Origin of the sequence: Ditibartonella choladocola, assembly GCF_002007565.1 — a bacterium.
GTDB lineage: Bacteria > Pseudomonadota > Alphaproteobacteria > Rhizobiales > Rhizobiaceae > Bartonella > Bartonella choladocola.
Genome location: NZ_CP015625.1, coordinates 1,509,398 through 1,528,778, shown reverse-complemented (window position 1 = coordinate 1,528,778; position 19,381 = coordinate 1,509,398). Strand labels below are relative to the sequence as shown.

14 protein-coding genes and 1 tRNA gene are annotated in these 19,381 nt (G+C 43.4%); 7 read left to right on the top strand and 8 right to left on the bottom strand.

The window, feature by feature from the left end:
- Window positions 1-11: 11 nt before the first annotated feature.
- The 5 genes from BBC0122_RS06800 to BBC0122_RS06780 all read left to right on the top strand — a co-directional run bounded on the left by BBC0122_RS06800 (window position 12) and on the right by BBC0122_RS06780 (window position 6,486).
- Complete coding sequence (locus tag BBC0122_RS06800) at window positions 12-353, top strand: L-rhamnose mutarotase (protein WP_077992408.1); 342 nt, start codon at window positions 12-14, stop codon at window positions 351-353.
- A gap of 19 nt (window positions 354-372) precedes the next feature.
- A complete protein-coding gene (gene fucP / locus BBC0122_RS06795; RefSeq protein WP_077992407.1) occupies window positions 373-1,590 on the top strand; it encodes an L-fucose:H+ symporter permease in 1,218 nt (405 codons plus the stop codon).
- Between the two features lie 154 nt (window positions 1,591-1,744).
- A complete protein-coding gene (locus BBC0122_RS06790) occupies window positions 1,745-2,704 on the top strand; it encodes a 2-keto-3-deoxygluconate permease (RefSeq protein WP_077992404.1) in 960 nt (319 codons plus the stop codon).
- 818 nt (window positions 2,705-3,522) lie between these two features.
- The gene (locus BBC0122_RS06785) at window positions 3,523-4,956 is read left to right on the top strand and encodes a PucR family transcriptional regulator (protein ID WP_077992402.1); all 1,434 of its coding nucleotides are present in this window, start codon (window positions 3,523-3,525) and stop codon (window positions 4,954-4,956) included.
- Window positions 4,957-5,082: 126 nt separating this feature from the next.
- Window positions 5,083-6,486, top strand: a complete 1,404-nt coding sequence (locus tag BBC0122_RS06780; protein ID WP_077992400.1) for an amino acid permease — start codon at window positions 5,083-5,085, stop codon at window positions 6,484-6,486.
- A gap of 1,474 nt (window positions 6,487-7,960) precedes the next feature.
- On the opposite strand, the gene BBC0122_RS06775 is transcribed toward BBC0122_RS06780, so the two are convergent.
- Window positions 7,961-8,512, bottom strand: coding sequence for a cupin domain-containing protein (locus BBC0122_RS06775; RefSeq protein WP_077992396.1), 552 nt, complete (start codon window positions 8,510-8,512; stop codon window positions 7,961-7,963).
- Between the two features lie 148 nt (window positions 8,513-8,660).
- Here BBC0122_RS06775 and aptA point away from each other — a divergent pair, with 148 nt between their 5' ends.
- Window positions 8,661-9,989: an omega-aminotransferase AptA gene (gene aptA, locus BBC0122_RS06770; RefSeq protein ID WP_077992395.1), complete on the top strand. Its 1,329-nt coding sequence runs from the start codon at window positions 8,661-8,663 to the stop codon at window positions 9,987-9,989.
- A gap of 2,011 nt (window positions 9,990-12,000) precedes the next feature.
- Here the strand turns inward: aptA and BBC0122_RS06765 are convergent.
- Window positions 12,001-12,618, bottom strand: coding sequence for a TetR/AcrR family transcriptional regulator (locus BBC0122_RS06765; protein WP_077992394.1), 618 nt, complete (start codon window positions 12,616-12,618; stop codon window positions 12,001-12,003).
- Between the two features lie 98 nt (window positions 12,619-12,716).
- Between BBC0122_RS06765 and BBC0122_RS06760 the strand changes: the two genes are divergently transcribed.
- Window positions 12,717-13,721: an SDR family oxidoreductase gene (locus BBC0122_RS06760; protein WP_077992393.1), complete on the top strand. Its 1,005-nt coding sequence runs from the start codon at window positions 12,717-12,719 to the stop codon at window positions 13,719-13,721.
- A 414-nt stretch (window positions 13,722-14,135) separates the two neighbouring features.
- On the opposite strand, the gene BBC0122_RS06755 is transcribed toward BBC0122_RS06760, so the two are convergent.
- From BBC0122_RS06755 to BBC0122_RS06730, 6 genes are all read right to left on the bottom strand, one after another.
- Window positions 14,136-14,211: transfer RNA gene (locus BBC0122_RS06755), tRNA-Thr, on the bottom strand.
- Between the two features lie 137 nt (window positions 14,212-14,348).
- Window positions 14,349-14,954, bottom strand: a complete 606-nt coding sequence (aat, locus tag BBC0122_RS06750; protein WP_077992392.1) for a leucyl/phenylalanyl-tRNA--protein transferase — start codon at window positions 14,952-14,954, stop codon at window positions 14,349-14,351.
- 5 nt (window positions 14,955-14,959) lie between these two features.
- Window positions 14,960-16,315, bottom strand: coding sequence for an acetyl-CoA carboxylase biotin carboxylase subunit (gene accC, locus BBC0122_RS06745; protein ID WP_077992390.1), 1,356 nt, complete (start codon window positions 16,313-16,315; stop codon window positions 14,960-14,962).
- Between the two features lie 14 nt (window positions 16,316-16,329).
- Window positions 16,330-16,806: an acetyl-CoA carboxylase biotin carboxyl carrier protein gene (accB, locus tag BBC0122_RS06740; RefSeq protein WP_077992389.1), complete on the bottom strand. Its 477-nt coding sequence runs from the start codon at window positions 16,804-16,806 to the stop codon at window positions 16,330-16,332.
- Window positions 16,807-17,059: 253 nt separating this feature from the next.
- A complete protein-coding gene (locus tag BBC0122_RS06735) occupies window positions 17,060-17,848 on the bottom strand; it encodes a DsbA family protein (RefSeq protein ID WP_225868086.1) in 789 nt (262 codons plus the stop codon).
- Between the two features lie 88 nt (window positions 17,849-17,936).
- Window positions 17,937-19,352 (bottom strand): M48 family metalloprotease, encoded by a 1,416-nt coding sequence (locus BBC0122_RS06730; protein WP_077992387.1) that lies wholly within the window; start codon window positions 19,350-19,352, stop codon window positions 17,937-17,939.
- Window positions 19,353-19,381 lie beyond the last annotated feature (29 nt).

Here is a 19,381-nt window from a genome sequence, read left to right as displayed (position 1 = left end):
AGGAGCCTTGAATGAAACGGTTTTGTCAAGCTTTGGATCTTGTCGATGATCCCCAAAAAATGAAGTTATATCAACAATATCACGAGCATATTTGGCCGGAAGTTGCGGCCAATATAAAGCGGCGCGGCATTAAAGACATGCAAATCTGGCAAGTCGAAAATCGGTTATTCATGATTATGGAAGTCGCCGATGATTTTAATCCCGAAGAAGCTCAAGAAATAGCGGAAAATGATCCGGTTAACGAAAAATGGGAAGCGTTAATGTCACAATTTCAAAAGCCGCTTGGCGTCGCAAAACCGGATCAAAAATGGGTCGGGATGACGAAAATTTTTGATTTGTCGGATTGCCGTTAGTCACTCTGGGAGGAAATCTATGAAGGCAAAGATAACAGAGCCAAAATATCTGACGGGATTTATTCTTGTCACAACACTGTTTTTCATGTGGGGGCTTTCTTACGGGCTTGTTGACGTATTGAACAAGCATTTCCAGGAAGCGCTACAGATTTCAAAAGCGCAATCCGGTCTCATTCAAGCTGCCTATTTCGGAGCCTATTTTGTGGTCGCATTACCGGCAGGGATATTTATCTCGAAACGTGGCTATAAATCGGGCATCATAATGGGACTTTCATTATATGCTCTGGGAGCCTTATTGTTTGTACCAGCATCTATTGTAATGAATTTTTACTTCTTTCTTTTTGCGCTGTTTGTTCTGGCTCTTGGCTTGGGATTTCTGGAGACATCTGCCAATCCATATTCGTCGGCACTCGGAAATCCGGAAACAGCCGAGCAACGGCTCAATCTTTCTCAGTCTTTTAACGGACTTGGGCAGTTTATCGGGCCGTTGATAGGAGGGATGTTCTTTTTCAAAACTGTCGCGCCGGATGCTCAGGGGAATTTCGACGCTGTAACATTGACTTACGTTGTGATTGCTTGTGCTGTTGTCGGCCTTATTTTCCTGTTTCTGAAAACACCTTTACCTGATTTACGCTTGTTAGAAAGCGAGCGCGATGGAGCCAACGCCAAAACCCATCACGCGTCAATGTGGTCACATAAAGAATTTGTGACAGGGGTTATAACGCTTCTGTTCTATGTGGCGGCGCAGGTGGGAGTTGGCGCATTCTTCATTAACCTGACAGTGGAAACATGGCCTAACGCCACGAGTCAGAACGCCGCCTATTATTTGTCGATCGCAATGTTGGCCTTTATGGCAGGCAGATTCATAACGACAGCTTTGATGATTAAAATAAACGCTGTAAAATTGCTGTGCATCTATGCGATTATCAATACGATTTTATGCGCAGTCATTTTGATCGGTTGCAATTACATCTCGGTTATTGCCGCAATCGGAATTTTCTTTTTTATGTCGATTATGTTTCCGACAATCTTTGCGATGGGAGTTAAAAATCTCGGTTCTCACACCAAGATGGGTAGCTCGTATATGATTATGGCAATCGTCGGTGGTGCTATTCTGCCATATTTTATGGGACGGCTTTCAGATGCATTCGGAACCCATTATTCCTATGGTTTGCCTCTCGTTTGTTTTCTTATAGTGGTGGCATATTCAATTTCGTATCGAAAATTGGCAGCTTGACCCCCGAAAATTCGCCTTTCTGCCAACAAGCACATCAAGGCGCAACAGGCTTTGCGCCCCAATAAACAAGCGATGAAGTTTCAAAAGGAAACTTGTTCGCAACACCAACATATCCACAATAGCAGTTATTACGCACAAAAGCGGAGGAGTTGGAATGCGTATATTACATTATGTTGAAAAAATACCCGGCGGGCTTATGATCGTCCCTCTTTTTTTGGGGGCATTGGTAAAAAGTTTTGCCCCCGGCACAGCTTCCTATTTCGGTTCATTCACCCAAGGGATAATTACGGGCGCCATACCTTTATTAGCAGCATGGCTTTTTTGTATGGGCACGTCAATCGACTTGCGAGCGACCGGAACAGTTCTAAGAAAGTCGGGAACGCTGATCGGTACTAAAATTCTTGTTGCCTGGATAGTTGCGTTTATCTGTATGCGGTTTTTGCCGTCGGCTGGCATAACGGAAGGGTTTTTCGCAGGTCTCTCAACTTTGGCAGTTGTCTCGGCGTTAGATATGACCAATGCCGGTCTTTATGCGTCTCTCACCCATATGTATGGCTCAAAAGAAGAAGCTGCCGCTTCGGTTCTCGTATCAATGGAATCGGGACCATTGGTAACAATGATAATTTTGGGTACTATCGGAGCCGCAGCATTTTCACCCGCCCATCTTGTCGGCGTATTAATTCCGTTTCTGGTCGGATTTGTGCTCGGTAATCTTGATAACGATTTAAGAGCGCTTTTTAGCCCCGGAAGTAAATTGCTGATCCCGTTTTTTGCATTCGCACTTGGGAATACCATTGACTTGAGTATTGTAGTGCAGACCGGTTTGCTTGGTATTACAATGGCTATTGGTGTTGTTGTCATTAGCGGTATTCCACTTATTTTGAGTGATATTTTTATAGGCGGAGGACGCGGAACAGCCGGAATCGCAGCTTCCAGTTCGGCTGGCGCGGCAGTAGCCACACCTGTAGCGATTGCGCAGATCAACCCCGAATTTTCGGCTGTTGCACATTCTGCCACAGCATTGGTTGCCACATGCGTCGTTATCACTTCTGTTATTGTGCCGATTGTAACAGGCCTATGGGCGAAAAACATCGCTCCCAAGGTGAGGGCGTAATCATTTTGAATGCAACTATAATAACTTATGATGGAGCTATAGTGCTCCATCATAAGTGAAATTCCGGTTTAACACTTAAAATTTTACATTTAAAAATTGTATTTTTGGTTTCGTTCAGTAACAATTTTATTATTAATAAATAAAAAATATATATTATATTTTAAATAAATTTAATTAATAACGTAAATTATTATGTTTTTTAAAAGTTAAAAAAATAATTTATTTATTTTTGAAATTGTGAATTATTTTATTTATTTAATTAAAAGTGATATTTTATGTATCAGTATTTTTTTAAGTTTTTACGGATGTTATTGTTGGCTTGCTATAAGGTTATCCGGACTATTCTGGTAAATCTATTGATTGTTGGCATATCATTACATGGTTACATGCATTTCTCCGGTCTTCCGGATTGAAAATATGCGCCATGTATCTCTTTTTTAATCGACGATAACAAGCTGTCTTCTCCGCAAAATAATCTCCGAAATTCCAATCACATTTTCGGTGGCTTGGTGCATAAGCATATCATTGTGATAGCTTCAATATTGGCTGCGAAGATAGAGTTTATCTTCAGTATGGTGGAAGCCATTCTGACAAGTTGTTGGTAATAGCGTTGATAAAGTTCAAATAACCGGAACGGGACATATAGCGATAGAATGGGTCGTTCATATAGAACTTTAAAAGCCCCGATTTAAAATAATCTTTGTTTGGTAATGACAGTGGAATAAAATTATTTATTATTTGAAATAAACGTTAAACCGGCGCTTTTCCGCGTGGGCAAATGCGATCATGTCAATGATACCGGAAGAGGGGGGAGAATAATGATTACAGTCAACGATTTGGTTGCTAACAAGGGCTTGCAATTAAGCTATAAAGCAGGCACTCAAGGCGGCGAAAAATTAATCAATTGGGCTCATGCCGTCGATCTTCCGGATCCTTGGAACTGGGTTTCTGCGGGTAATCTGGTGATGACTACCGGTGCAGGCATACCCGTAAATGCCAAAGAACAAGTTGAATGGATTACCAGGCTCATAGCCTCGAATGCCAGTGCACTTGTTATTACTCCCCGTAGTGATGCAGCCAACCTTACCAGAGATTTGCTTGATATTGCCGATGAACATAACTTTCCAATTCTGGTTGCTCATTTCAAGGTGAAACTCGCTTGCATCGCGCGCATCGTTATAGAAAGCAGTATGAATACCCGAAGGGACCAATTGGAAGCGGGGCACAAGCTCTTTCAAGCTTATGCACTGTCTTTGCATGAAAGTTTGGAACTGAATGAACGCCTTGAAAATCTGGGGCGCCGCCAATCATGGAATATGATTGTGAGCGACATTCGCAGCCACCAAATAATTGCAGCCTCATCAAAAGAATTGAAAGTTCCAGATAACGTTCAGCCGCTTGAAGTACCAGGTCGTAGTCATGTATTGCTCTATCTTTGGCATCATGACGAGAAAACCATTATTGACCCATTGCTGGCCCATTATCTCAATGGATTGATCGGCATTGAAATGGAACGCCAGATGATCGAGTGCGACCGGCAGCGACAAGAGGGCGAAAAACTATTCAAGGATATTCTTTCAGGTGATGTCGATTACCGTGCAACGAAAGCAATTTTGATGCGCCGCAATCTGGAAAATCCACTTGTCAATCTTGCAATAGAAGTAGGTGGCCCCGCCAAATGGACATTTGAAGACATCCATTATCATCCGGTTTTTCGCAATTCGTTTCCGCTTATTCTTGCCGGTCAGCCCGATTATATTACGTTACCCGATAATGAAGACATGATCGGCGCTGTGGTTGAAGCTTTCGGCCCTGCTACGAAAATTGGCGTTAGCCAGCCGGTTACATTGGCAACAGGATTTGTCGAAAGTATACGTCAGGCGAAAATTGCGCTTTCTCAAGCCAAGGAAAACAGTTGCAATATCATGCGATACGGAACAGAGGGACAAATCGTCAGTCTGTTTCCGAAAACAGTTTCGGAAACGCGGGATATTGTCGAGCATTTTTTAGGGAAACTGATCGATTACGATAAGCAAAACCATACTTCTTTGCTCCAGACTTTGGATATATTCATCGCACAGGATTGCAACTGGAAAGCTGCGGCATATGTGCTCGGAATCCATCGTCAGACTTTGATTTACCGCATTCACCTGATTGAACAATTGACCGGTCTTAAGCCGAACTCATCACAAGGTACTGCAACGTTCTGGCTGGCACTAAAGGCGGGAAAAACTGCCGGTATTCTACCGTGATAAAGAATTTTTCCCAATCATACATATGTATTAACGAAAAGCGCATTGGCGTATAAAAGCCAATAGTGGAGTTTATCTTGTTACGTTAGCTTATCTTGTAAAATAAAAATAATGGGAGCAAATACAATGATAGAGCAAACGGAAAAAAATCCGAAGCTGCAACAAAAACTGAAAACACGTCACGTGACGATGATTTCATTAGGAAGTATTATCGGTGCAGGACTGTTTGTCGGTTCCAGTGCTGTAATTTCGTTAGCAGGCCCTTCGGCCTTTGTGGCATATGCCTTTACCGGCGTTCTTGTTATGTTGATTATGCGCATGGTTGGGGAAATGGCTGCCGCCCATCCGGTTTCAGGTTCGTTTGTCGAATATGCGAGAATGGCGTTCGGCAATTGGGCCGGTTTTTCCACGGGCTGGCTTTATTGGTATTTTTGGGTCATTGTTGTGGGATTTGAAGCGGTTGTCGGAGGCCAGATCATCAATGGCTGGTTCCCCGATTTTCCTGTGTGGTCGATTGCACTGGTACTGCTTATTGTGATGACTGCAATCAATTTACTCTCTGTCGGCTCTTTCGGTGAGGCCGAATACTGGTTTTCAGGACTTAAAATCATCGCCATCGTGGTGTTTATTGCAGTAGCTGCGGCTTATGCGTTCGGGCCTTGGCCGGGGTCTTCCGCTTCGATCTCGAACCTCTTCAATCACGGTGGTTTTTTTCCGCATGGAATAGTGGCCTTTTTATCATCTATCGTGGTTATCATTTTCTCGATGACCGGTGTCGAAGTGATTGCAATTGCCGCTGCTGAATCTGCAGACCCTGAACGGAGTATGCAACAAGCAGTCAAAAGCGTTATTATCCGCGTTCTGGCTTTCTTTGTAATTTCAACTTTTCTGATTGTTGTCATCCAGCCCTGGACCGAAGTTGTTCCGGGTAAATCACCTTTCGTTACCACATTTGACACTATCGGTATTCCAGGAGCCAGCACGATGCTGACAATTGTCATTCTTGTGGCAATTCTGTCGGTGATAAATGCAGGTCTTTATACAGCATCCCGCTTGCTGTTTGTGCTTAGTTTGCGCGGAGAAGCGCCAAAAACCCTTACACATGTCAGTGCTCGCGGAGTACCTATAAAAGGCGTGCTTTTTTCAACTCTGATCGGTTATGCATGTGTGATTATTGCAGCTCTTTGGCCGGATACCGTCTTTCTTTTCCTGATTAATTCATCCGGTGCGGTATTTCTATTTATTTACTTGATGATTTGTTTGTCACAAATGAAACTGCGCAAACGGTGGGTCGCCGAAGGAACGCTGAAATTCAGAATGTGGGGTCATCCCTGGCTACCACTTGCTGTAACTGCTTGCATTATTGCTGTTATCGTCAGTATGCTGTTTGAAGATTCAACGCGGATCAGTCTTATGCAATGTTTGATCTCGGTGGCGTTTATTTTGATTGTCTTTGTCATTATGAACAAATTCAAACAAAACAGGTTTAACATCAGTACGAGCCAAAACGCAGTATCCGAAACCGAATGATTTGCGAGCGATAGCTTGCGAAGAAAGTTCAATTATATAGGAAGTCGATCTGTTCGTTTTCTTTAAGCGGGCATTATAATGACCACTTCAAGCAGGGAAATATATGAAGGTATATTTCCCTGCATATAAGCGATGACATTAAAGGCATTCTTTTAACGAAATCAATTCATGGTTTATTTTAAAAATCGACAATCTGTCGGTTTTGGACGTTATGTCTATTGTCTTGACGATAAGAAAGCGGGTTTATGAATGTCATACATGACCTTTAAAAAAGCAGGAATTGCTTTGTAGAAAGGTGCGAGGGCGTAACTAAACAGATTGCCAGCCTCGGAATTTTTGAAGAAAAATCCGATAGCTTCGCACTTTTTCTTTTTCATGAACATCTATAGCTCATCAATGTTGAACCCATGAACATTGGATCTGGCTCTTCAAATATTAATCTGAACTCGAACGCAGCCGGTTATAAAATCGGGTGGTTATTCTGCATTCTTTTTGGAGAGCTGTCATATTGAAAAAGGTGTCAGGACAACTGGCGAAAGCGGAGGGATTGAACAGGATGAAATGTTAAAACGCATAGCCTCGATGGTTTGAAGCAAGGGGCAGGGTAGCCGACCCCCCAATTTCTAATTAAACCGGGCGGATGAACGTTGTTACCCGATCGTCTGTCACAAAGAGAAGAATTTTATCCATGAATTACAATAAAAAGTCCGAAAATGATGGAAATAACTTATGGGGCATCAACCCGCCTGCAAGTCTCGCACGAAACGATAAAGGATTGCCACTTCCTTCCTGAAATCGGTTTAGAAGCTCTCGATGACATGCCTCATCCAAACCCCACCAAGAAGGGAAATATCCGTTCATGTTTACAACATCACCGTTTTACAGTGAGCGATAAATATCATGCTGTATGACGGGAATACCGAAAAAGTCCGTTCATACAGCAAATGAATATTCAGACCATCAGGAAATCATTGGATACACAAGGCCGTCAAAGCGTTAGACTACGACACTATCTTCTCTAAACATTATAAATTGGCCAATGTGGTAGAACTCGAAACATGGAACCGCGATATTTATAACTTCTCTGTAAACGGCTTTCATTATATTGTGACTGTCGGCATATTGTCGGGTTCCACCAACTAGGCTTTGATTTTCAATTCCGTCGGTATATCGCGGTCTTTATGAATGGTACGTTTTAATCGACATAAACAAAGTGTCGATGAAATACCCCTGTTTTATCCTTCAAGGCTTTCATAAAAACCTCGAAAACGTTGAAAATACTCCTCGATCAGTCTGAATGAAGTTGTCTGTCCGTCAATTGTCCATCGTCAAATATTCAATACTTGAGCTTGTTGGTGATGTGTTTTGTGTCATAAGAAATGCGATCGTTTCTATCAATATTGCATCGGCAACACTTTGTTCTTCTTGGGGCAAAATAAAAATTCCTGCTGAAGATCAATAGCGTTCAGAATGTTCAGAATGTCGGTGGAGTACAGGCACTGACAACCTCACAAATGGCATCACCAACACAGCGAAAACCGTGAGGCCTTCTGCTTTCAAAATAATAAGCATCGCCTGGTCCGAGAATTCTTCTTTCATTGTCTACTATGACTTCAAGTCTGCCCGATATAACGATACCGCCTTCCTCGCCTTCATGAACGAGAAGCACTTTTCCTGTGCCCGATCCCGGTTGATAACGTTCTTTCAGGATTTGCAATGCACGGTTGGGAAAACGCTCGCCAATTTGCCGATAGGAAACCTTGCCCTTGCCGATTTCGGTCAATTCGTCAGCTTTATAGAAAAACTTGGCAGGCATTTCCGGTTTTAACGAGAAGAATTCTCCGAGATCAATCGGAATCCCGTCAAGTATACGTTTTAACGCACCAACCGAGGGATTACTTCGACCGGCTTCAATTAACGAAATCGTCGAAGGTGTAACACCTGCGCGTTCTGCAAGTTTGCGTTGCGATATATTTTTCGCCAATCGGACGTAACGCAATCTCACGCCTATATCTGTGTTTTCCATTCTATTCCCCGTTCATAGTGTTGAAAATATCGAAATATTTGTAATACAAATTAATAAAATCAGATAGTTAAAAATATGAAGAAAACGACTTGTTTAATCTGGAAAAAACCACCTTAGTATAAATAATAATAATTTAACGGAGGGATTCATGACAAAGATTAACAATACGATTTCACTTGAAAGTTACTGGATGCCCTTCACGGCCAATCGCCAGTTTAAAGCAAATCCTCGCATTCTTTCGGCAGCAAAAGGTATGTATTATACCGACATCGACGGCAATAAAGTTGTTGATGGTACGGCCGGCCTTTGGTGCGTCAATGCAGGGCATGGTCGTGACGAGATTACCAATGCAGTGCAACACCAATTGGCAACATTGGATTATGCCCCCGGTTTTCAAATGTCCCATCCGATCGTTCACGAGTTTTCCAACAGGCTCGTTGAAATGGCACCGGGAGGTAAAGATAGTGGTCTCAATCACGTATTTTTTGCCAACTCCGGTTCGGAAGCCGATGATACTGCTCTTAAAATTGCTATTGCTTATCAACGCGCTATCGGGCAAGGAACACGCACCCATCTGGTCGGGCGTGAAAAAGGCTATCACGGCGTCGGCTTCGGAGGTATTTCGGTGGGAGGTCTGGTGAATAACCGACGTGTATTTCCGCAGATTCCGGCAAGTCATATGCGCCATACGTTGAATATCGAGAAAAATGCTTTTACTCGCGGTTTGCCCCAGCACGGTGCCGAACTTGCCGACGATCTTGAACGCATTGTCGCTTTGAACGGTGCTGAAACGATTGCCGCCGTTATCGTTGAGCCAATGTCCGGATCAGCCGGTGTTATATTACCTCCCGTCGGATATTTGCAACGCTTGCGGGAAATTACGCGAAAATATGGAATTCTTCTGATTTTTGACGAGGTTATTACCGGTTTTGGTCGCCTTGGAACACCATTTGCGGTCGATTATTTCGGAGTCGTTCCCGATATGGTGACATGCGCTAAAGGACTTACCAATGGTTCCGTTCCGATGGCAGCAGTCTTTGTTCAGGAAGATATTTATAAAGCATTAATGCAAGGACCGGAAAACCAGATAGAGCTATTCCACGGTTATACTTATTCCGGACACCCTGTTGCCTGTGCTGCGGGCCTTGCAACGATGGATATTTATAAGCGAGAGGGATTGTTGACACGTGGAAAAGAGCTTGAAAAATACTGGGAAGACGCGCTATTTTCGCTTAAAGGGCTACCCAATGTCATTGATATTCGCACAATCGGTCTTGTTGGGGGGGTAGAATTGGCACCTCGCGATGGAGCGGCCGGACAACGTGGATATGAAATTTTTGTCGATTGCTTCAAAAATGGTGCCTTGGTTCGTCAAACCGGCGACATTATAGCACTTTCTCCTCCGTTGATTGTTGAAAAAGATCAGATTGACGTGATTGTCAGCAAACTGGCGGACGCCATAAAACGCACGAAATGATCTCGACGTTTGAATTGAAACAAACGGTTTGATTACAAGTTTGTTTGATGGATAACGTTGAAAAATTTGATATGCCGGCCAATAGGAGAGGGAGCCTTTGGCCGGCATATTTTTTAAATCCCGTTGAAGGTATTAGTTTTTGATCGGATAATTTTTTAAACCCGTAGTAGAAAAGTAAGTCGGCCTAATTTCTTCTTGAACGCAATAACGCAATTGTTTGAACTAAGCTGTTTCTGACTATGACGGTTAAGGGATTTGTTTTAATACGATTTTTAAAAAAAATGGACGGTATGCGTCTTTTCTGACGTTACTGGTAACGCTCGTTGCCTGGATTTTCAAACCCATGCATTTTTTGAGCTATAAAAGAGTGTTGCATAACAAATAAACTTGAATAGGCGCCCCGATTGACAGCGTATGACAACAATATGGCATGACTCCATAAAAACACCCCACCATTTTGTTTTAGGCGCCTAACTCCGGCAATGACGTAAGTAATAAATAGTCACACCAGTGGGGATAAGTTCATTCACAGCAACAACGGTATGTTCACGCTGAAGGTCTGCTTTTATCTTATTGGTCTTTGTGTCGTCGCATAATTCGACTTTCTCATGCTTTTTGCTAATAAAGCGTGTCGTCTAACACGTTACGCCTTCGCTTGTTACACCGCAGAAGCGCGATTTAATTCTGGTTGTTTCTTGGCAAGTCAGCCATACAGGAAATCGCTCAAGCATATTTCTGCATCTAGGCAACTTAATGCAGACGAGTTTGACTTGACTGGTGAAAGCATGGAGTGGAAAGATATTCTTTCTTAACCGGTTCTTACTTGAGCTTGAGCAGCTTATTTATGAAGTAACAATGCGAGCGGAAGCAATCGTGTAAGGTTGTGTTCGTAGGATGATGGACAATTATTCCAATTGGTCAATCAAGAAATACAAAAATCGGTTGAAGTTATTTTGAAACTTAACGCCTCGCTTGATCGGTTGATTGCTATTTTTAAAACACGAAATTGCATTAAAAATACTTTGCTTATCGGCAGTATACCAAGGTTAAAATAGAAAACGATCAGGGCAAGAAGGCGCAAGCACAATTGGGCAAAAACGCATGAAGCGCTGAATTGGATTGATGTTTTATAGACGGTAAATATTAGATTGGGAAACCCATTTTGATGATATTGCGATTATAAAGACTAATGGTCGGCAAGGGGCAGATCGTGTTTACTCTGTAGCGCACTTTCTGAAATTCCAGACGTCCTATAGCTCTTATATTCACGTCTGGTAGTAAAAAAATCGTTGTTTTGCTGACGATACAATCTGGATTGATGCAGAAACGAATGCGATTAATACCGGTAAACGTGAAGTCATTGTGATTGATGCCTCTTATGGCGAGTTAAAAAGTTTCAATCCGGTCATAATAGGGGCGGATGATTTCATAAGAGCCTATCAATTACAGCTCACGGCCGAATGAATTGTCATAACTATGGAAGCGGTCAATCATGTTACTCTGTGACGTAAAGCTCAAAAAAATATGTGTCGGAACATGGTATAAATAAGAGCGTATTAATTCTTGATGACGGCGAGACTTCGGCTTTTTGAAAAAACATGTTTTCAATTTAATATGGTGCAAAAACCTATCATACTTATGAAACGGGACTATTGCCCTAAGCAAATAACGTGTTTTAGCTTTCTAAAGAAAAATGGCGAATAAAACGAATAGGCCAAGAGGACGTTACTAGGAAATTTCTATTCAGTTATTTTAAAAATAAAAAATTATACTATGGTGTAGCATGTCACTGCCTAATAATTTAGATTATATATAATTGTGAGCGATAAAGGCGATTTTTAGTCAATGAAATTCCGGAAAAATTGGTTGTTGTCGTTTCTGTTTTTCGTCGCATCGGAAATTTATCAGGTCGTTAATAGCGACACCACATTACAGATAGTTACGAAAAAGAGGCAGATAAATATTTCATGCCTATACGATCAATATATCGGTTTTCCCGCTTCAAACTTGTCTATTCCTCTTCTATCCGAAAAATCAATTTCAGGTAGGCCGAAAATGGATTTTGCTTCTCCCGTTTCGGATTCAATCGTCTGGCAACTGCTTCATTAGCCCCAAGTGCCATTAACCCTTCGGCAACAATCGAGCAATCAAAGGGTGGGTCTATATTTCTCATAACAAACAGGTGTTGCACGAGCTTCGTATAGAACGATTTTTGTTCGTCCATAAGATTATTATAAATTTCTACAAATGTCGGGTGGCGCAAAGCATGAATTTGCATCTCAAGGAACAAAATTGTGTGGGAAATATTTCGATCATTACGTTCAAACCATACGATCATGTCATTCAAGGCTTTTTCAAAATTACCCCCTGCATCATCAACGAGCTGTTTTCGGGAATTTGCCTCAAATGATTTATATTGTTCGAGAAGCTCTACAAGAACTTCGGACTTATTATTGAAATTGGAATAAAAAGCTCCTTGTGAATAGCCCGCTTTGTCACAGATTCCTCTGATGGAGGTGGCCTCGTACCCCAATTCTGTAAATAGAACGCGTGCAGCCTCCAACAGGTTCTGACGTGTCTGTTGCTGGCTTTCCAATCTTGTTTTACGCGGTTTCGTCTGTTTTACCATAAATATCAAATATCATCTGACATTTCATTTGACAAGCCAGCAAAAGAAACATAAATATCAGTTGATATATGAATATCAATTGATATTTGGAATCTTGGATGATGAAAACTGTTTTCGTAACCGGTGCCACCGGACTATTAGGCAATAATCTGGTGCGTCAATTGATCGACGAAGGTTATCATGTCAAAGCACTGGTCCGGTCGCGACAAAAAGCAAATAAGCAATTCGTCCCTCATGATAAGCTTGATATTATCCAGGGCGACATAACCAATGTTGGTAGCTTTGAAAGCCATCTGAACGGATGCGAAACGGTTTTTCATACCGCTGCTTTTTTCCGCGATAACTATAAAGGGGGCAGCCATTGGGGCGAACTGGAAAATATCAACATTAATGGCACAAAATGCCTGTTGGAAGCGGCCTTGAAAGCCGGAGTCGAACACTTTGTTCATGTTTCTTCGATCGCCGTTCTGGATGGTAAAGCCGGCACATTGATTGATGAGACATGTGATAGGGATATAGAAAATTCGGATGATTACTATCGAAGTAAAATCATTAGTGAAAGAACAGTCAGAGAATTTGCCACTCTGCATCCGATAATGAAATGTTATTATATTTTACCGGGGTGGATGTGGGGTCCTGGTGATCTGGGGCCTACCTCGGCAGGACAACTTGCGTTAGATGTCATGAACAGGAAGTTGCCTGCCATTGTTCCAGGTACGTTTTCGGTTGTTGATGCAAGAGATGTTGCTGTTGCCATGATCGTGGCCACCTTCAAGGGGAAGCCGGGAGAACGTTATCTCGTTGCAGGACGTCACATCCATATGAAAGATCTTGTATCCATGATCGGTCATTATGCAAAAGTCAAAACACCAACAAAGACAATACCGATGCCGCTATTGTACTGCGTCGCTGTTATGCAGGAACTTTATGGCAAGTTTACAGGCAAGCCCATTTTATTATCATTGGCTTCTGTCCGTTTGATGGCAAGCCAATATGATAGAACGCATTTCAGCAGCGAAAGATATGCGAAAATTCTAGGGCTTCAATTCCGTCCCATAGAGCAAACTCTGTCAGATACACTGTCTGATCTGAATAATAGATAACCCGATAAATTGAAAGTTTGCCCGGGTTAACGGATTTTCTCCAAGACAAAGAGAATGCGCGCCTGTGCCGTCTGCTGCTTTTTCTGACGGAATCATTATCAAATATGATTGAAATGCGAGCCACATATCAGGGCACGGTGAACCAGTGTTCGCCGTTTCCTTGTGTCTATCCATTCTAAAACTTTATATCGCTCGTGTTTGGGCGGGTGAAATACAGGATTTTTAAAAAAGAACAACAATCACGCCGGACGGCTTCAGTTCTCTCATCAAGTGGCCGGGAGGCCGAGGGGTGTTGTTTCTTAGTGAGGCATTTTTTAAAACGAGGGGAACGCAAATGGCTTTTTTGATATTCCCTGTCGCAACACCCGTCACATATAATATATTTTCTGACAGCGTGTAACTCGTTGAAAAAAATGGTGCCCCCAGAGAGACTCGAACTCCCGACCCCCTGATTACAAATCAGGTGCTCTACCAACTGAGCTATAAGGGCGCCGCACTGCAACTAGCATAAACTTCGCCAAAGGCAAACAGAAAAATTGCCAAAACAACAATCTTTTTTTCGTACCAAAAATTTTTGAAAAACATGTGGGAATTTAGGCGGCAATTTGGTGAGAAAATACGAAGAATTTAAAACTCAGCGTGTCCGGATAGGGCTTTTTTCAGGCGCATTTCATAATCTTGTCGCGTAATTTCAACAGCACCGAAATGTTCGAGATGAGGTGTTGTAAATTGTGTATCAAGAAGTGAAAAATGATGGTTTTTTAAATGTTCGACAAGCGCAACAAGGCATATTTTAGATGCATCGGTGGCACGCGAAAACATGCTTTCACCGAAAAATGCTTGCCCCAAGGCCAGACCGTATAACCCGCCGACAAGCTCGTTATTTTGCCAGGCTTCAACAGTGTGACAAAAACCGAGTTCAAAAAGTTCACCATATGCTTTACGTATCGGATGATTGATCCATGTTGTTTCGCGTCCGGGTTTTGATTCGGCACAACCGGAAATCACACCTTCAAAATCTGTGTCCATGAGAATTTTGAACGGGACTTTTTTGATGCGTTTTTTCAGACTCTTCGGAATATGGAAATTTTCCAGAGGAATAATCCCGCGTCGTTCGGGACGTATCCAATAAATATCGGGGTCTTCTGCATCATCCGACATTGGAAAAATACCCTGCGCATAAGCGCTCAGCAATAGCGCAGGGGGAAGTTTATTATCGTCGTTTTCCGACAAGACGATCAGTTGCCCGATGCTGACTTATTGGCAAGATATTTTTCTAACCAATGGATGTCATAATTTCCTTTGGCTATATCTTCATTACCAATAAGATCACGGAAAAGTGGAAGTGTCGTTTTGATGCCATCCACAACGAATTCATCAAGTGCCCGCCGCAACCGCATCATACATTCAAGCCGTGTTCTTCCATGAACAATCAGTTTGCCGATCAGGCTGTCATAATATGGCGGTATCCGATAACCCGAATAAACGCCTGAATCGACACGCACACCCAAACCGCCAGGCGTATGGAAATGCGTAATCAATCCGGGGGAGGGGGTGAAGTTCACCGGATCCTCCGCGTTAATACGACATTCAATCGCATGGCCTGAAAAGTGGATTTCACTTTGTTTTGCCGAAAGACCTTCGCCGGCTGCAACCTGAATTTGTTCGTGAACAAGGTCAATGCCGGTTACAGCCTCCGTTACCGGATGCTCGACCTGAAGACGTGTATTCATTTCAATAAAATAGAATTCGCCGTTTTCATACAGGAACTCGATTGTACCGGCACCACGATAGCCTAATTCGGCGCAGGCGTTGGCAACAATCATGCCGATCTTCTGGCGCGCCTCTTCATCAAGTACAGTAGAATTTGCTTCTTCCCAGACTTTTTGATTGCGTCTTTGCAAGGAACAGTCGCGCTCGCCCAAGTGAATAGCGTTTCCAGAGCCATCCCCCATGACCTGAACTTCGATATGGCGCGGGTTTTCGAGATATTTCTCGATATAGACAGCGTCATCACCGAAAGCCGCCGCCGCTTCACTACGGGCGGTATTGAGGGCAATTGAAAGCTCTTCACGTGAACGTGCAACCTTCATGCCGCGTCCACCACCTCCTGCAGACGCTTTTATGATAACCGGATAGCCGATTTTATCGGCTACCTTATAAGCCTCTTCGTCCTCTGTTACGCCACCATCAGACCCTGGAACAACCGGAATGCCCAAGCGTTTTGCGGTCTTCTTGGCTTCAATTTTGTCGCCCATAATACGAATATGAGCTGCCGTTGGGCCGATAAAAGTAATTGAATGGGCTTCAAGAATTTCGGCAAATTTGGCATTTTCCGAAAGAAAACCATAGCCGGGATGGATGGCGTCGGCACCTGTTATCTCGCAAGCTGCAACAATTTGTTGGATATTGAGATAGGAATCGCGCGAAGGCGGCGGACCGATGCACACACTTTCATCGGCAAGCCTGACATGCATGGCATCAGCATCGGCAGTCGAATGGACTGCAACCGTTTTGATACCAAGCTCTTTGCAGGCGCGCAGAACTCTGAGTGCAATTTCACCACGGTTGGCTATCAGGATTTTCTGAAACATTTCGCGATCCTGTCTTATTCAACAACGACCAGAGGTTCACCAAATTCTACCGGTTGCGCATCTTCCACCAAAATAGCTTTCACTGTTCCTGAACGCGGTGAAGAGATCTGGTTCATCGTTTTCATTGCTTCGATAATTATAAGAGTTTGCCCTTCGGAAACTTTTTGTCCTACTTCAACAAAAGGACGGGCTCCCGGTGCAGGTGCGAGATAGGCAGTGCCGACCATGGGAGATGTGACTGCGTTTTTAGTCAAATCCTCTTTTACCGGTTCGACAGGTGCGGGCGCTGCTGCGGGAGCAGCCGGAGCCGGAGAATAGACGGTTTGAACCGGTGTACCACCACTCAATTGCCGTGAAACACGGATACGCAGATCTCCTTGCTCGACCTCAATATCTGAAAGATTTGTATCATTGAGTATTTCTGCGAGATCGCGGATGAGATCCTTGTTTACACCTGTGTTCTTGACGGTACTTGTTGTTTTTGTAGCCATCTCTTTCATTACTCCTCGATCGTCGTGACCGTTTTTATTTATTAAGATCGGACTAATTTATGTCTGATCGCCATCCTCTGGTTGAAGCAAGGATGGCATTTAAATTCCCAATTGACGAAACTGTAGCATTTCCTGCAACAGTCTGACACATAAAACGCTTATAAGCATGTTGGAAAAAAAGCGAAAGTGCAAAATTCCCCACTGCAGCACAGTGTCAACAAAAGTTTCAACGACTTGAAGCGGCGAGAAGTTCCTATTTTTCAATAAGTCCAATTTTCTGTTTTAAAATATTTTCACCAACAGCACCAACCAGAACTTCATCGCCTAAAATATAGGATGGAGTGCCACTAATATTGAGTGCATAAGCTATTTGACCATTCGTCGAAAAAACCTGTTGAAGCTTTTCATCTTTCATAGCATCGCGCAGCTTTTTTTCATCAACCCCAAGTTTTAAAGCAATTTTGATTGCTTTTTCTTCATTTGCCCGCCCCTCGCTTGTGAGCATTTCGGTATGAAATTCAGGATATTTCGCCGGAATTAATTTCAGCACGGCGCGTGCAACAATGTGGGCTTTTACCGAATCAGGACCCAATATCGGAAAATCCTTGAGGACAATACGCAAATTCGGGTTGTTTTTGATAAGTGTTTGCATATCGGGATAAGCTTTTTTACAATATCCGCAATTGTAATCAAAAAATTCGACCAGTGTGACTTTTCCTTCCGGGTTGCCGATGACGGCATCATTACCGGAATTGAATATTTCGTCTTTCATCGAGTTGATGGCAGATGATTGATTTTCTGCAATTTTCTGAGCCTGCTTTTTGTCGAGAGCTTCTTGCACTTCAATCATTACTTCGGGGTTCTTGACCAGATAGTCTTTTACAACCTCGCGAATATGGTCGTCCGTTGCCTGATTGCCGATTGCTTCCCCTACCGCTTTAATGAAGTTCGGGTCGGCAACAATCCGGTTTTTTATTTCATTTGTTGTGTCATTTTGTGCAGATGCTGCAAAAACAGTGTTTTGAAAAGGAACGAACATCATTGTTGCTCCCATCACCAACGCAAACGAAAACTGTTTATTTATGAATGATGACTTGAAAGATTTCATTGATAGTTTCTCTCATCTGGTATCAATTTTTCAGTTGCGTTGTATTGAGAATGTCTTGCGCACGCAACCATTCGGCAGAACCGGGTGCCAATTTCTGTTTTGCCCGCGTTGCAAAAATGCGCGCTTGCATACGATTACCACTATAATAATGCATGTCGGCCGTTGCAAGGTCGGCCAGTGCAACCTGACCGCTTCGCCCATAGGCAAGAGCGAGATAGCCATAACCGGCTGCAAATTCCGGTTCTTTGGCGATTCCTTCGCGTATTTCTGTTATAGCAATGGGTATATTTTTGGGATCATTTGTCAAAAGCAGTGCATGCCCGTAGCTGACCTTGAGCAGGCTGGAACCACGCGGATCAATATCTGCCGAGCGTTTATAAGCACTTGCTGCACCGGCCGGATCATTTGCTTTAATCAGCGCATCGCCTAACAATTCCTGAAAAAACGGATTTTTCGGCTCGTCCTTGACAAGGTCCTTGACTTTTTGAACAGCATTTTTCGGTGAACCGCTTTCGACTGCCAATATCGCTTCGCCGTAGCGGGCAGGAAGTCCGCGCGGATTATCCTTGAACATTCGGCGCAATTCCGTGAAATGATCGGTATAGGCGGCTATTTTCGCCCGTGCCATATCGTGGCGCAACTGCAATTCCGGCGGGTCCTTTTTGTCATAATACGGACTTTGTTTGGCAAGCGTTTCCAACGCGGCTATGCGTTCGCGCGGGAGCGGGTGGCTCACCCTGTAAGGATCGACCTTGGCGCCGGAAAGTGCGAGTGCATTGGAAAAACGTTCAAATGTAATGAGCATACCCTTTGTCGATTGACCGGTTGCATTGAGATAATTAACGGCAGCTCTATCGGCTGCGGCTTCTTCGCTACGCTGATAGTTGAGCAATGTTCGCATAGCCATTTCACTGCTTCCGGCCGCAATACCACCACCGGCTCCTGCGGCTGAAGAATTGCCTGTCGCTGCTCCGGCTACTCCGGCACCGATGCCAAGCAGCATACCGATGACAGCCATTGTTTGTGCATGTTTCAACTGTTCGCGCAAACGCTGTTGGTGGCCGTTTGCCAAGTGCCCTGTTTCATGAGCAATGACGCCGATCAGTTCATTCGGTGTTTCCGCTTGCATGATTGCACCGATATTGACAAACATACGTTGGCCGTCAACAAAAGCATTAAAGCTCTGGTCGTTTACGACGATGATCTGGATTTTGTTCCTGATGCCGGCAGCTTTAAAAATGGGGGCGGTATAATCGTATAGTAATTGTTCGATTTCGGCATCACGAATGATAGGAACCGATTGCGACTGGGCTTGCGCAACGCCGATAGATGGTGCAAACACCAATATTACAGCCAAGGCAATGCGTAGCAAGAGAGATATTGATCGTTTTGTAAATGACAGGATTTTTTGTCTTGAAGTCTGCAACTCTATCTTCATAAATACTCCCCGGAGTGCTCAGAGCAGAG

What these genes read in the sequence shown, in the direction of transcription:
- BBC0122_RS06760 (WP_077992393.1), top strand. Translation starts at nt 12,717, where the DNA reads ATGATGAAAACTGTTTTCGTAACCGGTGCCACCGGACTATTAGGCAAT.
- accC (WP_077992390.1), bottom strand. Translation starts at nt 16,315, where the DNA reads ATGTTTCAGAAAATCCTGATAGCCAACCGTGGTGAAATTGCACTCAGA.
- fucP (WP_077992407.1), top strand. Translation starts at nt 373, where the DNA reads ATGAAGGCAAAGATAACAGAGCCAAAATATCTGACGGGATTTATTCTT.
- BBC0122_RS06735 (WP_225868086.1), bottom strand. Translation starts at nt 17,848, where the DNA reads ATGATGTTCGTTCCTTTTCAAAACACTGTTTTTGCAGCATCTGCACAA.
- aptA (WP_077992395.1), top strand. Translation starts at nt 8,661, where the DNA reads ATGACAAAGATTAACAATACGATTTCACTTGAAAGTTACTGGATGCCC.
- BBC0122_RS06785 (WP_077992402.1), top strand. Translation starts at nt 3,523, where the DNA reads ATGATTACAGTCAACGATTTGGTTGCTAACAAGGGCTTGCAATTAAGC.
- BBC0122_RS06780 (WP_077992400.1), top strand. Translation starts at nt 5,083, where the DNA reads ATGATAGAGCAAACGGAAAAAAATCCGAAGCTGCAACAAAAACTGAAA.
- BBC0122_RS06790 (WP_077992404.1), top strand. Translation starts at nt 1,745, where the DNA reads ATGCGTATATTACATTATGTTGAAAAAATACCCGGCGGGCTTATGATC.
- BBC0122_RS06800 (WP_077992408.1), top strand. Translation starts at nt 12, where the DNA reads ATGAAACGGTTTTGTCAAGCTTTGGATCTTGTCGATGATCCCCAAAAA.
- BBC0122_RS06775 (WP_077992396.1), bottom strand. Translation starts at nt 8,512, where the DNA reads ATGGAAAACACAGATATAGGCGTGAGATTGCGTTACGTCCGATTGGCG.
- BBC0122_RS06730 (WP_077992387.1), bottom strand. Translation starts at nt 19,352, where the DNA reads ATGAAGATAGAGTTGCAGACTTCAAGACAAAAAATCCTGTCATTTACA.
- BBC0122_RS06765 (WP_077992394.1), bottom strand. Translation starts at nt 12,618, where the DNA reads ATGGTAAAACAGACGAAACCGCGTAAAACAAGATTGGAAAGCCAGCAA.
- accB (WP_077992389.1), bottom strand. Translation starts at nt 16,806, where the DNA reads ATGGCTACAAAAACAACAAGTACCGTCAAGAACACAGGTGTAAACAAG.